Annotated in this window: 11 protein-coding genes; 7 read left to right on the forward strand and 4 right to left on the reverse strand. The window is 71.3% G+C overall.

Annotated elements, in window-relative coordinates; genetic code table 11:
• Positions 1-97: 97 nt before the first annotated feature.
• The 4 genes from OG972_RS29780 to OG972_RS29795 all read right to left on the reverse strand — a co-directional run bounded on the left by OG972_RS29780 (position 98) and on the right by OG972_RS29795 (position 5755).
• Positions 98-2509: a DUF3488 and transglutaminase-like domain-containing protein gene (locus OG972_RS29780; RefSeq protein ID WP_266986636.1), complete on the reverse strand. Its 2412-nt coding sequence runs from the start codon at positions 2507-2509 to the stop codon at positions 98-100.
• A 10-nt stretch (positions 2510-2519) separates the two neighbouring features.
• The gene (locus OG972_RS29785; protein WP_266986638.1) at positions 2520-3899 is read right to left on the reverse strand and encodes a DUF58 domain-containing protein; all 1380 of its coding nucleotides are present in this window, start codon (positions 3897-3899) and stop codon (positions 2520-2522) included.
• Positions 3899-4951, reverse strand: coding sequence for a MoxR family ATPase (locus OG972_RS29790; RefSeq protein WP_266986639.1), 1053 nt, complete (start codon positions 4949-4951; stop codon positions 3899-3901). The genes OG972_RS29785 and OG972_RS29790 overlap by 1 nt, the downstream gene beginning before the upstream one ends.
• A gap of 240 nt (positions 4952-5191) precedes the next feature.
• The gene (locus OG972_RS29795; RefSeq protein ID WP_266986641.1) at positions 5192-5755 is read right to left on the reverse strand and encodes a carbonic anhydrase; all 564 of its coding nucleotides are present in this window, start codon (positions 5753-5755) and stop codon (positions 5192-5194) included.
• 381 nt (positions 5756-6136) lie between these two features.
• Here OG972_RS29795 and rsmH point away from each other — a divergent pair, with 381 nt between their 5' ends.
• The 7 genes from rsmH (at position 6137) to murD (ending at position 15392) form a co-directional block, all read left to right on the forward strand.
• Entirely contained in the window at positions 6137-7102 is a 966-nt protein-coding gene (rsmH, locus tag OG972_RS29800; protein WP_266986643.1) for a 16S rRNA (cytosine(1402)-N(4))-methyltransferase RsmH, read from the forward strand.
• A 49-nt stretch (positions 7103-7151) separates the two neighbouring features.
• Positions 7152-7748 (forward strand): septum formation initiator family protein, encoded by a 597-nt coding sequence (locus OG972_RS29805; protein ID WP_266986645.1) that lies wholly within the window; start codon positions 7152-7154, stop codon positions 7746-7748.
• A gap of 4 nt (positions 7749-7752) precedes the next feature.
• The gene (locus OG972_RS29810; RefSeq protein ID WP_266986647.1) at positions 7753-9753 is read left to right on the forward strand and encodes a penicillin-binding protein 2; all 2001 of its coding nucleotides are present in this window, start codon (positions 7753-7755) and stop codon (positions 9751-9753) included.
• 165 nt (positions 9754-9918) lie between these two features.
• Entirely contained in the window at positions 9919-11499 is a 1581-nt protein-coding gene (locus tag OG972_RS29815) for a UDP-N-acetylmuramoyl-L-alanyl-D-glutamate--2,6-diaminopimelate ligase (RefSeq protein WP_266986649.1), read from the forward strand.
• A 4-nt stretch (positions 11500-11503) separates the two neighbouring features.
• Positions 11504-12910, forward strand: a complete 1407-nt coding sequence (gene murF, locus OG972_RS29820; protein ID WP_266986651.1) for a UDP-N-acetylmuramoyl-tripeptide--D-alanyl-D-alanine ligase — start codon at positions 11504-11506, stop codon at positions 12908-12910.
• Positions 12907-13977 carry a phospho-N-acetylmuramoyl-pentapeptide-transferase gene (gene mraY, locus OG972_RS29825; protein ID WP_266986653.1) on the forward strand — a complete coding sequence of 357 codons (1071 nt, stop codon included), beginning with the start codon at positions 12907-12909 and terminating at the stop codon, positions 13975-13977. The genes murF and mraY overlap by 4 nt, the downstream gene beginning before the upstream one ends.
• Positions 13974-15392 (forward strand): UDP-N-acetylmuramoyl-L-alanine--D-glutamate ligase, encoded by a 1419-nt coding sequence (gene murD, locus OG972_RS29830; RefSeq protein ID WP_266986655.1) that lies wholly within the window; start codon positions 13974-13976, stop codon positions 15390-15392. Before mraY ends, murD begins: the two co-directional genes overlap by 4 nt.
• Positions 15393-15479 lie beyond the last annotated feature (87 nt).

The following is a 15479-nucleotide window of genomic DNA, read 5'->3' on the forward strand; positions in this document are numbered from 1 at the left end:
GGCTTGTGAAATCAAGCCCGTCGAAGGGACCCGCCATGCCCTTGAGGCTGTGGGGTAGCTCCAGGGCACGGCGCAGGCGCAGGCCGCGCGCCATGCCTCAGCTCTGCTGCCGGGACGGCCACCGCAGCCAACCGCCCCACCGCGCAGCCCACCTGCTGGTGAAAGCCGACCGGCGTTCCGAGAGCGCGTCCATCACCCGAATGGCCGAGCGCGGTGCCATGACCGCCCGGATCCGGGTGAAGCGGTCGGCGGAGATCCGCAAGCTGTTCCGCACCGTCTCCACGTCCTCGGCGAACCCGGCGCCCGTCCGGGGCTGCGGGGCGTAGAGCACCTGCTCCACCGCCCCCGCCACCCGGTGCACCGCGGCCGCCGCCTCCGTGTCGAGCCGCCCCAGCCGGACCACCCGGGCCGCCGTCTTCCGCGGGGTCTGTGAGTCGTCCGGCTCGATGCCGTGGTCCCACGCGGTATCGATGATCTCCAGCCAGGCCGCCAGCGTTCTGGCCGTCACATCGGCAGGCGTGCGCCCGGTGGACGACGCCAGCCTCCGCCTACGCACCCGTACCCGCCACAGCATCGGCAGCAACGGCAGCGTGATGACCACCAGCGCGGCCAAAGCCACCCAGACAACGGTGCTCGTCGGGGTCCCCGAGTCCGTCGGCCCCGCGGCGGCCGGCGCCACCGCGTTGCCGCACTCGCCCAGCTTGCGCAGCTGCTGCGGGCAGCTCTGCGAGGCGGACGGTACGGCGGACGGCGCCGCCGAGGCGCCCTGCTCGGGCCGGCTCGGGTCGGCTGCGCCGCCCGCCGGGGCGTCCGGCTGGGTATAGCCGGGCGCGCTGCCACGCGTTGGGGTCGGCTCGAACCGGGTCCATCCGACGCCCTCGAAATACAGCTCGGGCCAGGCGTGCGCATCGCGCAGCCCCACCGACACCGCACCGTTCGACTGCACGGTGCCGGGAGTGAAGCCCACCGCGACGCGGGCCGGAATGCCCAGTGTCCGCGCCATCGCGGCCATCGTGAACGAGAAGTGGACGCAGAAGCCCCTCTTGTCCCTGAGGAACCGGCCGATCGCGGCCGAGCCGGTGCCGGAGGTCACTGTGGTGTCGTAGCTGAAGCCGCCCTCCGAGGCGAAGTAGTTCTGCAGCTTCACCGCTCGCTCGTAGTTGTTGGCGGCGCCCTTCGTCACCCGGTCCGCCGTCTTCTTGACCACCTCCGGCAGCGAGCCCGGCACCTTGGTGTACTCCCGCAGCATCTCGGAGGGCGCGTCGGGAGCCGCGGCGAGCTGGTCCGCCGTCGGCTGCACGACCAGGCTCGACACCTCGTACCGCGCGCCGCTGGTCGTCTGGCCGCGGTCGCCGACGAGGGTGCGCCCCGCGGGTTCGTACCGCCAGCGCCCGCCGATCCTGACCTCGGTCGCGGGGTAGGGGAGCGGCAGATAGGTCTGCTGGTAGGAGCGGGAGGAGGAGATGTTCGACCGGATCTCCGTGACAGCGACATCCGGACTCAGCCCGTCCGGCCCCGGGATCCGCTTCGGCACATCCTTCAGGCTGCGCCGGGAGGCCCGCCACTCGCTCCCGTTGAACTGGTCCAGGGCCAGAATCCGCAGATAGAAGTCCTGCGGGTTCCGGGAATTGGTGCGATACGACATCACCTCCCGGTTCTCCGGCTGGTTCAGATTGTTCTGCAGCGAGACCAGCGGGTTCACCGCGGAGATCGTGCCGCCGCCACCGCCCTTGCCGTTCCCGCTGCCGGTCCCCGCGAGGAGCCCGCCGTCGAGAGCGGGCAGGGCCGCCGGTACGGCCAGTGCGATGCCCAGCGCCAGCGCACCGATCCGCCGCCCGGTGCGGACCGGGGCGAGCGCCCGGCCGCCCGACACGTCGAGACCGGCCGCCCCACCGCTCGGTGACCGCCCCGCACCGCCGAAGACCCGCCCCCACTGGGAGATCCGGTCCCGGCCCTCGGCCAGCAGGAGCAGCAGATAGCCGCAGGCGGCGAGCAGGAACCAGAGCCAGCCCGCGCCGCCGCCGCCGGACAGTCCCGCGGCGACCGAGTAGAGCGCCAGGAGCGGCAGCCCGGCCGGGGCCGCGCTGCGAAACGTCACCGCGAGGGTGTCCACGGCCAGACCGATCAGCAGTACACCGCCGACCAGCATCAGCCGGATGCCCGCCGTCGCGGGCGCCGGGATGGCGTACTGCCCCACGTCGTCCGCGCCCGCCCGCAGCAGGTCCGCCAGGTGCCGTACGGCCTCGGGGCCCGGCAGGAAGCCGACCAGGGCCTGCTCCCGTGCGAACACCGCGGTCAGCAGCACAAGGGTGACCAGGAACTGTGCCGTGACGATCAGCAGTCGTGGCAGCGGCACCCGGCGGGCGAGCGCGCCCACCCCGCTCTGGATCGCCAGCAGGACCGCGGCCTGCAGGATCCATCCGGCCGGGTCGACCAGCGGCAGCATCGAACCCGCCGCCAACAGCGTCGCCGCAAAGGCGCACAGCGCCAGCCGACCGCGACCGCTCATGACCGTCCCCTCATGACCATCCACCGGTGAAACCTGTCGTGCCGCCCGGTGCGCCGCCCGACAGCGCGGACTGCGTCACGGAGCTCTGCTGTCCCGCCTGCTGCCACAGCTGGGCGAGATCCGCCCCCGGCCCCACCGCGACCGCCGTCCAGCCCGACTCGCGCAGCAGTCGCAGGCGCTCCTCGGACGCCGTGAGCGCCGCGTCGGACGCGCTGCCGTGCATCCAGGCGGCACTGTCCAGGACGAATGCGACGGCGCCGCCGCTGCGCTGCCGCATTCGGGCGGCCACCGCCGTCTGCTCGTCGTCCAGATCGCCGAGGAACGCGACCAGCAGCCCTTCGTTACCGCCGCGCAGTACGTCGTACGCGCGTGACAGACCGCCTCCGTCGGAGTGGTCGACAACCGCGAGGGTGTCCATCATCAGTCCCGCGGACTCCTGGGTCGATCCGGCGAAGCCGCCCTCGCCCTCGCCCGGCACCGAACTGCCGTCGTCGGTCAGCAGCCGCACTGCGAAGCCCCGCTCCAGCATGTGCACCAGCGCGGACGCCGCCCCCGACACCGCCCACTCGAAGGGCGAGTCGGGCCCCGTCCCCTGATAGGCGATCCGCCGGGTGTCCAGCAGCACCGTGCACCTGGCCCGCTGGGGCTGCTCCTCGCGGCGCACCATCAGCTCGCCGTAGCGCGCGGTGGAGCGCCAATGGACCCGGCGCAGGTCGTCGCCGTGCCGGTAGCCGCGCGGAATCACGTCGTCCTCACCGGCCAGAGCGAGTGAGCGCTGTCGCCCCTCGCCGTACCCGGACGCCTCGCCCGACAGCCGCACCGGCGGCAGCGGCTGGGTCCGTGGGACGACGACCAGGGTGTCGTACGCACTGAACGACCGGGTCAGCTCGCACATCCCGAACGGATCGCTCAGCCGCAGCTGCAGCGGCCCGAGCGGATACCGCCCGCGCAGATCCGACCGGACCCGGTAGGACACCTCGCGCCGACCGCCCGCCTCCACCCGGTCCAGGACGAACCGGGGGCGCGGCCCGAGCACATAGGGCACCCGGTCCTGCAGCATCAGCAGCCCGGTGGGCAGCCGGGACACGTTCTCCATCCGCAGGTGCACCCGTGCCTCGGTGCCCGCGGGCACTCGGGACGGGGAGAGCCGTCGGGTGCCCGCGACCCGGTAGCGGGTGCGGAGGAGCACCGTCACACAGACCAGCGGAAGCACGCTGAGCAGTAGCCCGACCCGCAGCAGATCACCTTGGCCCAGCACATACGCGCAGATCGCGGCCGCGATTCCGGCAGCGAGGAAGGACCGCCCGCGCGTGGTCAGCCCGCCCAGTGCGGCCCGCAGACCGCCTTTGCCCTCGCCGTCCTCCATCGAGGCGGACCCCCCGGCCGTCATCACGCCCGCCGTGCGCCGGGCGGCTGCTGCCGGCCGTACACCGGCCGGCCCGGCTGGTGCTGCGGCGCCGGGACCGACGTACCGCCGGCCGCGGTCGGCACCGGCGTCTGCTGGAGGATCTCCAGCACGACCTGCTCCGCGGTGCGGCGGTTCAGCTGGGCCTGCGCGGTGGGCAGCAACCGGTGCGCGAGCACCGGGACGGCCAGCGCCTGCACATCGTCGGGCAGACAGTAGTCCCGCCCGGTCAGCGCCGCGGACGCCTTGGCGGCTCGCAGCAGATGCAGGGTGGCGCGCGGCGAGGCGCCGAGTCTGAGATCCGGGTGGCTGCGGGTGGCGCCGACCAGCTCCACCGCGTACCGCCGCACCGACTCGGCCACATGGACCGTCCGCACGGCTTCGATCAGCTTCACGATGTCGTGGGCGTGCGCCACCGGCTGCAGATCGTCGAGCGGTGAGATGCCGCCGTGCACATCGAGCATCTGCAGTTCGGCCTCCGCACTGGGGTAGCCGATCGACACCCGGGCCATGAACCGGTCGCGCTGGGCCTCGGGCAGCGGATAGGTGCCCTCCATCTCGACCGGGTTCTGGGTGGCCACCACCATGAACGGGTCCGGCAGTTCGTAACTGTGCCCGTCGATGGTGACCTGGCGCTCCTCCATCGACTCCAGCAGAGCGGACTGGGTCTTCGGCGAGGCGCGGTTGATCTCGTCGCCGATCACGATCTGGGCGAAGATCGCGCCCGGCTTGAATTCGAAGTCGCGCCGCTGCTGGTCGAAGATCGACACACCGGTGATGTCCGAAGGCAGCAGGTCCGGCGTGAACTGGATGCGCCGCACCGAGCAGTCGATCGACCGCGCGAGCGCCTTGGCCAGCATCGTCTTGCCGACCCCGGGGACGTCCTCGATGAGGAGATGCCCCTCCGCGAGCAGCACGGTCAGCGAAAGCCGTACGACCTCAGGCTTGCCTTCGATCACACTCTCCACCGACCTGCGCACCCGCTCCGCTGTGGCGGTCAGATCTGTGAGGCTCGCTCGATCGTCATAGGTCGTCACCCGGCCCTCCTCGGCCCTGTCCCGCGCTCTCAAGGAGCAGGGGGTACCCCATTCACGGGCCGATGCGCTGTAGTTGGCCCGGCCCACCCCGATGTACGGACACCCTCCGGACAGGTCCGGCGGGTGTCACACACGCATTCTTGTTGCCGTTACCGCTTCGTGTCACTCGCCTGTGGACAAGTGGATGCGAAATGTCGGGGTCCAGGCCATTTTCGGTACCCGCCGGACGTGCGATCAGGGTCAGGCGACGGGAAGGATCTCGCGGAGCAAGCCGCTGGTCACGTCGAAGACGAAGCCGCGGACGTCGTCCGTGTGCAGCAGGAACGGCGAGGTGCGGACGCGCTGCATGGACTGCCGTACGTCCTGATCCGCGTCCTTGTAGGCCTCCACGGCCCAGACCGGGCGCTGGCCGACCTCCGCCTCCAGCTCCTGCCGGAACTCCTCGGTGATCGATTCGAGGCCGCAGTTGGTGTGGTGAATCAGGATGATGCTGCGGGTGCCGAGGGCTCGCTGGCTGATGGTGAGCGAGCGGATCACGTCGTCGGTGACCACGCCGCCCGCGTTGCGGATGGTGTGGCAGTCGCCGAGCGCCAGGCCGAGCGCGTCGTGCAGGTCGAGCCGGGCGTCCATGCAGGCGACCACGGCGACCTTCAGCACCGGCCGTGCGTCCATGCCGGGGTCGTCGAAATCGGCCGCGTAACGGATGTTCGCCTCGACCAGCCGGTCGGTGACGGTTCCGCCGGTACGGGCCTGACCGGCAGCGGGTGCGGAGAGCTCGGCGTGGGGGTGCGCGGAAGTCGACATGGATACGACGTTAGCTCGCACAGTTCGCTCCGGCGTGCTGTGAGAGCGGACAAAGAACGTCAACGAGGCTTGTTGTGAGGTAACCCACAAGCCTCACAACGAATCGCTCGACCGGGTGACGGAGAGGGCGGGGCGACGCGCTGCCCCGTTGATTGATCGGGAATCGATCGAATGGCAGGGTGGACTAAAGTGACCGGAAGTTACCGACACCCTGCACATCCCGAAGAATTCCCCTGTGTGCGCGGCGTACGTACGGCCCGGCCCTCTCCCGCTCGCCGGTCGGCTGACGCCACTTCCCCGGCGCCGGTGGACCTCCCCTTCCGAGCGGGCGGGGACCAGGCCGTACGTGCAGCCACACGGGACCTGAGCCTGAGAGGGCGCATGAGCCAGACCCGACACGTCCCGGTGATGCTCCAGCGATGCCTGGACCTGTTGGCCCCGGCTCTGGAAGCACCGGGCCCGCAGCAGCCCGTGGTCGTCGACTGCACCCTCGGCCTCGGCGGTCACAGCGAGGCCCTGCTCGCCGCCTTCCCGTCCGCCCGGCTGATCGCTCTGGACCGGGACAAGGAAGCGCTGCGGCTCTCCGGCGAGCGGCTCGCCCCGTACGGCGACCGGGCCACACTGGTGCACGCCGTCTACGACGAACTGCCCGAGGTGCTCGCCCGGCTCGGCATCCCCAAGGTCCAGGGCATCCTGTTCGACCTCGGTGTCTCCTCCATGCAGCTGGACGAGGCCGACCGCGGATTCGCGTACGCCCAGGACGCCCCGCTCGACATGCGGATGGACCAGACGACCGGCATCGGCGCGGCCGAGGTGCTCAACACCTACCCGCCGGGCGAGCTCGTCCGGATCCTGCGCGCGTACGGCGAGGAGAAGCAGGCCAAGCGGATCGTCTCCGCGATCGTGCGCGAGCGCGAGAAGGAGCCGTTCAGCAACAGCGCCCGGCTCGTCGAGCTGATCCGGGACTCGCTGCCGCAGGCCGCCAAGCGCACCGGCGGCAACCCGGCCAAGCGCACCTTCCAGGCGCTGCGCATCGAGGTCAACGGCGAGCTCACCGTCCTGGAGCGGGCGATCCCGGCCGCGGTGCAGTCTCTTGCCGTCGGTGGCCGGATCGCCGTTCTCTCCTACCACTCGCTGGAGGACCGCCTGGTCAAGCAGGTGTTCGCGGCGGGCGCCGCCAACACCGCGCCGCCCGGACTGCCCGTCGTCCCCGAGCGTTACCAGCCCCGGCTCAAGCTGCTGACCCGCGGCGCGGAACTGCCCACGGAGGAGGAGGTCGCCGAGAACCGGCGAGCCGCCCCCGCCCGGCTGCGCGGCGCCCAGCGGATCCGCGAGGAGGAGCGGTGAGCGCGGCCGGTCCGGCCGGCACGGCACCGGGAGAGCCCGAGGTGGCGCGGTGAGCGGACCGGCCGGACAGCTGAAGGGGCGGGCCGCCCGGCTCGCCCGGCTGATGCCCTCCGGGCCCAGCAACGCGGCCCGTACACCCTTCGTCCTGCTGGTCGTGCTGCTCCTCGGCGGCGGACTGATCACCCTGCTGCTGCTGAATTCCGCGCTCAATGAGGGTTCGTTCAGGCTGAGCGAACTGAAGAAGCGGACCACCGAGCTCACCGACGAGCAGCAGGCGCTCCAGCACGACGTCGACGGGTATTCGAAGCCCGACGCACTGGAGCGCCGCGCCCGCGAACTGGGCATGGTGCCCGGCGGCAGCCCCGCCTTCCTCGAACCCGACGGCACGGTCCGCGGCGTCCCCTCCGAGGCCACCGCCCCGCCGACTCCCGCGGCCCCCCGGCAGACCCAGCAGGCGGCGCCCCCGCCGCCCGCCGCTGCCTCGCCCACGTCCACAGCGTCGGTCACCGGCTCGCCGTCGGCGCCGCCCGTGACGAAGCCCAGCACCTCGGCAGCCCCGCCCGCGACGAAGCCCAGCACCTCCGCAGCCCCGCCCGCGCAGCCGCGTACCCCGGCAAACCAGTCCTCGACGAGCCCCGGCAGGTGACGCAGTGCCCTCCAAGGAACCACCGCGCCGCCGGGTCCCCGGCCCCGCGCGTCCGCGTAGCGCCGCAGCCGGCTCCGGCCGTCCCCGCCCCGCCGCCCGCCGCCCGTCGTCCGCCGCGGCCGCGCCCCGCGCAAAGGGCCGCCGCACCCCGCGCAAGGGATCGGCGCGCCCGCTGCGGCTGGGCAGCCCGCGTCCCCGGCTCCGCCTGGTCAGCCTGGCGCTGACGCTCGTCATGCTGGCGTTCGTCGTGCGGCTCCTGCAGGTGCAGGCCGTCGATGCCAGTGCGTACGCGGCCAAGGCCGACAAGAACCGCTACCTGGAGTACACGGTCGCCGCCGAGCGCGGTGAGATCACCGACCGCAGCGGGATCGCCATGGCCACCAGCGTCGACGCGTACAACATCACCGCCGACCCCAAGATGTTCACACCCGAGGACAGCAAGGCCCCGGACGCACCGGAGCAGGCCGCGGTCCTCCTCGCACCCATCCTCGGCGTCGAGGCCGGGGAGCTGACGAAGAAGCTGTCGAAGCCGAAGAGCCGGTACGTGGTGCTGGCCCGCCGCCAGACCCCGCAGGTCTGGAAGCAGATCAAGGACCTCAAGTCCGTTTTCGCCGAGAAGGCCCAGAAGGACAGGGCGAACGGCGGTACCGGGGCCAATGTGCTGGCCGGTGTCTTCCAGGAGACGACCACCAAGCGGGTCTACCCCAACGGCGGGCTCGCCGCCGGGATACTGGGTTACGTCAATGCCGAGGGCAAGGGTGCGGGCGGCCTCGAGTCACAGCTGGACAAGGAGCTTGCGGGCGAGGACGGCAAGATCAGGTACGCCCAGTCCGGCGGCCGCCGGGTGCCCACCGCGGGTACCAGCGAGGTTCCGGCGGTCGCAGGTTCCGACATCGAGCTGACCATCGACCGGGACATCCAGTGGGCCGCGCAGAAGGCCATCTCGGACCAGGTGAAGAAGTCCAGGGCGGACCGCGGCTATGTGATCGTGCAGAACGCGAAGACCGGCGAGGTCCTCGCCATGGCCAACGCCCCGGGATTCGACCCCAACGACCTCTCGCAGGCCGACGCGGCGTCGCTGGGCAACGCGGCGCTGCAGGACGTGTACGAACCGGGCTCCACCAGCAAGGTCATGTCCATGGCCGCCGTGCTGGAGGAGGGGGCGGCCACCCCCGGCACCCATGTCACCGTCCCCAACCGGCTGCACCGCGGCGACCGGCTCTTCAAGGACGACATCGACCACCCCACCTGGTACCTGACGCTCAACGGCGTACTCGCCAAGTCCAGCAACATCGGCACCATCCTGGCCACCGGGCAGCTCGGCAGGACCCAGCCGAAGTCCAACAAGGTCCTCTACTCGTATCTGCGCAAATTCGGCATCGGCCGCCCGACCGGACTGGACTACCCGGGTGAGACGCCCGGCATCCTCGCCAAGCCGCAGGACTGGTCGACCTCGCAGCAGTACACGATCCCGTTCGGCCAGGGACTCTCGCTCAACGCCATGCAGGCCGCCTCGGTCTACTCGACGATCGCCAACGGCGGCGTCCGGGTCCAGCCCACCCTGATCCGCGGAACCAAGGGCGCGGACGGCCGCTTCATCCCCGCTGCCGCCCCCGAACGGACCCGGGTGATCAGCAAGAAGACCGCGAAATCACTCGCGGGCATGCTGGAGTCGGTGGTCGGTGACGAGGAGGGCACCGGCACCAAGGCCCGCATTCCCGGATACCGGGTCGCGGGCAAGACCGGCACGGCCAACCGGGTCGACCCGGTCCGCGGCGGCTACCACGGCTACACCGCGTCCTTCGCGGGCTTCGCACCCGCCGACGACCCGCAGATCACCGTCTACTGCGCGATCCAGAACCCCACCGAGGGAAGCTACTTCGGCGGCCAGATCTGCGGTCCCATCTACAAGCAGGTCATGGAGTTCGCGCTGAAGACGCTCCAGACCCCACCGTCCGGCAGCGAGTCAGCCCGGCTGCCGGTGTCCTTCAATCCCGGCGAGTGAACTCGGGGAAACCAGCCAGTGACAACCATCACCCCCGAACCCGGGAACCGGAACGGGAACCACCGCAACCCTGCCCCCTCACTTAGCGAGGCGCCGGGTGCGCCCGGTACGCTCACCGCCGTGCCCCACGCTGAACAGTCCCAAACCACCCCGAAGGACGCCCCTGTGACCTACCCGGGAGCGCCCCGCCCGGATCGGCTGCGGCCGACCCCCCTCGGTGAACTGGCAGCCCGGCTGGGAGTCGATCCGCCGGGATCCGGTGAGGTCACCGGCATCACCCACGACTCGCGGGCGGTACGGCCCGGCGATGTGTACGCGGCGCTGCCCGGCGCCCGGCTGCACGGCGCCGACTTCGTCGCCCAGGCGGCCGGTCTCGGCGCTGCAGCGGTCCTCACCGACCCGGCGGGCGCCGAGCGCGCCGTCGCGACCGGGCTGCCGGTGCTGGTCACCGAGAACCCGCGCGGCCGGATGGGCGAACTCGCCGCCGAGATCTACGGGCGGCCCGGCGCCGACCTCCTCCAGATCGGGATCACCGGGACGTCCGGGAAGACCACCACCGCGTACCTCATCGAGGGCGGCTTCCGTGGCGCCGGACGCAGCACCGGCCTGATCGGCACCGTCGAGACGCGGATCGGCGACGAGCGCATCAAGTCCGAGCGCACCACCCCCGAAGCCACCGATCTCCAGGCCCTTTTCGCCGTCATGCGCGAGCGCGGCGTCGACGCGGTCACCATGGAGGTCTCCAGCCACGCACTGGTGCTCGGCCGCGTCGACGGCTGCGTCTTCGACGTCGCCGTCTTCAACAACCTCAGCCCGGAGCACATGGAGTTCCACTCCGGCATGGAGGACTACTTCCAGGCCAAGGCGAAGCTGTTCACCCCGCAGCGGAGCCGGCAGGGCGTCGTCAACTTCGACGACGAGTACGGCCGCAGGCTGGTCACGGAGGCAACCGTCCCGGTCGTCACCTTCTCCGCCGAGGGCCACCCGGACGCCGACTGGCGCGCCGAGGACGTCGAGGTCGGGCCGTTGGGCTCCGCCTTCACGGCCGTCGGTCCCAAGGACGAACGGATCACGGCCAGGGCCCCGTTGCCCGGCCCGTTCAACGTCGCCAACACCCTCGCCGCGATCGTCACCCTCGCCGTCGCGGGTGTCGACCCGCAGACCGCGGCCGACGGCGTCGCCGCTGTCCCCGGCGTCCCGGGCCGGCTGGAGCGGGTGGACGCCGGCCAGCCGTACCTCGCGGTCGTCGACTACGCGCACAAGACCGACGCCGTCGAGTCGGTCCTGCGCTCGCTGCGCAAGGTGACCGAGGGCAAGCTGCACATCGTGCTCGGCTGCGGTGGCGACCGCGACACGACGAAACGCGGCCCGATGGGCGCCGCCGCGGCCCGCCTCGCCGACACCGCCGTACTGACCTCCGACAACCCTCGCTCCGAGGACCCCCTGGCCATCCTTGCCGCGATGCTTTCGGGCGCCGCCGAGGTGCCCGCACACGAGCGCGGTGACGTCCTCGTCGACGCCGACCGGGCCGCCGCCGTCGCCGCCGCGGTCGCCCGCGCCCGGCCCGGCGACACCGTGCTGATCGCCGGCAAGGGGCACGAACAGGGCCAGGACATCCACGGAGTGGTACGCCCCTTCGACGACCGTACGGTGCTGCGCGCGGCCATCGCACGGTCCCTGGGGCACGGGAGCGCCGAGGGCGCCCCGGAACTCGCCCACACCCACGAGAACAACAGTCAGGGATGACCAAGTGATCGCCCTTACCCTCGCCGAGATCGCCGAAATCGTCGGCGGGCAGTCGCACGACATACCCGATCCGGCAGTGACCGTCAGCGGGCCCGTCGTCATCGACTCCCGAGAGGTACAGCAAGGCAGCCTGTTCGTCGCCTTCGCCGGCGAGCGGGTCGACGGCCACGACTACGCGCAGCGCGCCGTCGAGGCGGGCGCGGCAGCCGTACTCGCCGCCCGCCCCGTCGGTGTTCCGGCGATCGTCGTCGACGACGTCGTGGCCGCGCTCGGCACCCTCGCCCGGACCGTCGTCGAACGCCTCGGCACCACTGTCGTCGCCCTCACCGGCTCCGCGGGCAAGACCTCGACCAAGGACCTGATCGCCCAGCTCCTGGAGCGCAAGGGCCCCACCGTCTTCCCCGCGGGCAACCTCAACAACGAGATCGGCCTGCCGCTCACCGCCCTGCGCGCCACCGAGAAGACCGAGCACCTGGTCCTCGAAATGGGTGCCCGCTACATCGGCGACATCCGCTACCTCACCGGCCTGGTCCCGCCGCGGATCGGCCTCGTCCTCAACGTCGGCACCGCGCACATCGGTGAGTTCGGCGGCCGCGAGCAGATCGCGATCGCCAAGGGCGAGATGGTCGAGGCGCTCCCGGAGGACGGAGTCGCCGTCCTCAACGCCGACGACCCGCTCGTCCTCGCCATGTCCTCCCGTACGAAGGCCCGGGTTCTGCTCTTCGGTGAAGCCGCGGATGCGGACGTACGGGGAGAGAAGGTCCGTCTCACCGACGACGGCCGCCCCGCTTTCACGCTCCAGACACCCACCGGGTGCAGCGATGTGACCATGCGCCTGTACGGTGAGCACCACGTGTCGAACGCGCTCGCCGCGGCCGCCGTCGCCCATGAGTTGGGCCTGCCCGTGGACGAGATCGCCGTCGCGCTCTCCGAGGCGGGCACCCTCTCCCGCTGGCGCATGGAGGTCACCGAGCGTCCGGACGGCGTGACGTTCGTCAATGACGCCTACAACGCGAACCCCGAATCCATGCGAGCAGCGCTGCGCGCGCTGGCCGCCATGGGGAAGGGGCGGCGTACGTGGGCGGTGCTCGGCCCCATGGCCGAGCTCGGCGACGCCTCGCTCGCCGAGCACGACGCGGTCGGGCGGCTCGCCGTCCGGCTCAACGTCAGCAAGCTCGTCGCGGTCGGGGGCAGAGAAGCCTCCTGGCTGCAACTGGGCGCATACAACGAGGGTTCGTGGGGTGAGGAGTCGGTGCACGTGTCCGACGCACAGGCGGCCGTCGACCTGTTGCGCAGTGAACTGCGCGCGGGAGACGTCGTGCTGGTGAAGGCGTCCCGGTCGGCCGGCCTGGAACAGGTCGCCCAGGCACTGCTGGAGAACTCGACCGAGGGCGAGGTCACCGGCCGATGAGGCAGATCCTCTTCGCGGGGGCCATCGGGCTCTTCCTGACCCTGGTCGGTACCCCGCTGCTCATCAAGCTCCTGGCCCGCAAGGGATACGGGCAGTTCATCCGTGACGACGGCCCGCGCAGCCACGGCAGCAAGAAGGGCACGCCCACCATGGGCGGCATCGCCTTCATCCTGGCCACGCTGATGGCGTACTTCCTGGCGAAGGTGATCACCGGCGAGCAGATGCGCTTCTCCGGTGTGCTGGTCCTCTTCCTGATGACCGGGATGGGCCTCGTCGGGTTCCTCGACGACTACATCAAGATCGTCAAGCAGCGTTCGCTGGGTCTGCGGGCCAAGGCGAAGATGGCCGGTCAGTTGATCGTCGGTATCGCCTTCGCGGTGCTGTCGCTCCAGTTCGCCGACGGCCGCGGCAACACCCCGGCCTCCACCAGGCTGTCGTTCGTCACGGACTTCGGCTGGTCGATCGGCCCGGTGCTGTTCGTGGTCTGGGCGCTGTTCATGATCCTCGCCATGTCCAACGGCGTGAACCTGACGGACGGTCTGGACGGCCTGGCCACCGGCGCGTCGGTGATGGTCTTCGGCGCGTACACGTTCATCGGGCTGTGGCAGTTCCAGGAGTCCTGCGCCAACGCGGTCTCCCTGACCAACCCCAACGCCTGCTTCGAGGTACGCGACCCGCTCGACCTCGCGGTCGTCGCCTCCGCGCTGATGGGCGCCTGCTTCGGCTTCCTGTGGTGGAACACCTCGCCCGCCAAGATCTTCATGGGCGACACCGGTTCGCTGGCACTCGGCGGTGCGCTCGCCGGTCTCGCGATCTGCTCCCGCACCGAGTTCCTGATGGCCATCCTCGGCGGCCTCTTCGTGATGATCACCATGTCCGTGGTCATCCAGGTCGGTTCCTTCAAGATGACCGGCAAGCGGGTCTTCCGGATGGCGCCGCTCCAGCACCACTTCGAACTCAAGGGCTGGTCCGAAGTCCTTGTCGTGGTCCGCTTCTGGATCATCCAGGGCATGTGCGTGATCGTCGGACTCGGTCTCTTCTACGCAGGGTGGGCAGCCGCCAAGTGAGCAACCAGGACTGGCAGGGCAAGCACGTCACCGTCGCCGGACTCGGTGTCAGCGGGATCCCCGCTGCCCGTGTCCTGCACGGCCTCGGCGCCGTTGTCACGGTGGTCAACGACGGGGACGACGAGCGTTCCCGTGCGCAGGCCGCAGAGCTGGAGGCGCAAGGGATCACCGTGCGCCTCGGCGACGGGGCGACCCTGCCCGAGTCCACCGAGCTCATCGTCACCACCCCCGGCTGGAAGCCGGACAAGCCGCTCTTCGCAGCAGCCGCCGAGGCGGGCGTCCCGGTCTGGGGCGACGTCGAGCTCGCCTGGCGGCTGCGCGGTCCCGATGCGGCACCCTGGCTCGCGGTCACCGGCACCAACGGCAAGACCACGACCGTCCGGATGCTCGCCTCGATCCTGGAGGCGGCCGGGCTGCGCACCGCCGCCGTCGGCAACATCGGCGTCTCCCTCCTCGACGCCGTCCTCGGTGACGAGACCTACGACGTACTCGCCGTGGAGCTCTCCAGCTACCAGCTGCACTGGGCGCCCTCGCTGCGCGCCCACTCCGCGGCCGTACTCAACCTGGCCCCGGACCACCTCGACTGGCACGGCTCCATGGAGGCGTACGTCGCGGACAAGGGCCGGATCTACGAGGGCAACCGGATCGCCTGCGTCTACAACGCGGCCGACCCGGCCACCGAGGACCTGGTCCGCGGTGCGGACGTGGAGGAGGGCTGTCGCGCCATCGGCTTCACCCTCGGTACCCCGGGCCCGTCCCAGCTGGGCGTCGTCGACGGCATCCTCGTCGACCGCGCCTTCGTGGCCAACCGGCAGAAGCAGGCCCAGGAGCTCGCCGAGGTCGCGGACGTCAACCCGCCCGCCCCGCACAACATCGCCAACGCCCTGGCGGCCGCGGCACTGGCCCGCGCCTTCGGCGTCGAACCCAGGGCGGTACGGGACGGTCTGCGGGCCTTCCGCCCCGACGCGCACCGCATCGAACACGTCGCGGATGTCGCATCGGTGGCGTACATCGACGACTCCAAGGCCACCAACACCCATGCCGCGGGGGCCTCCCTCGCGGCCTATGACCCGATCGTCTGGATCGCCGGCGGCCTCGCCAAGGGTGCCACGTTCGACGAGCTGGTGACCGGCGCCGCCAAGCGGCTGCGGGGCGTCGTACTGATGGGCGCCGACCGGGCGCTGATCCGCGAAGCCCTCGCGCGACACGCCCCCGAGGTCCCGGTCGTCGACCTCGACCGGACCGACACTGGGGCGATGTCCGAGGCGGTCCGCGAGGCGGCACGGCTCGCCCGGCCGGGAGACACCGTACTGATGGCCCCGGCCTGCGCTTCGATGGACATGTTCGCCAATTACAACAAGCGGGGCGAGGCATTCGCGGACGCGGTCCGCGCACTCGCCGACGAGAGCGCCTGACGGGCGCGGCCTCCGCGCCGTACTGTCCCGGACAACCGGGTTCGGGCGGCTCCGCCGCACGCCCTGGCCCTCGGCAGCAGCCCCGGG

Origin of the sequence: Streptomyces sp. NBC_01669 (assembly GCF_026339735.1) — a bacterium.
Taxonomy (GTDB): domain Bacteria; phylum Actinomycetota; class Actinomycetes; order Streptomycetales; family Streptomycetaceae; genus Streptomyces; species Streptomyces yanii.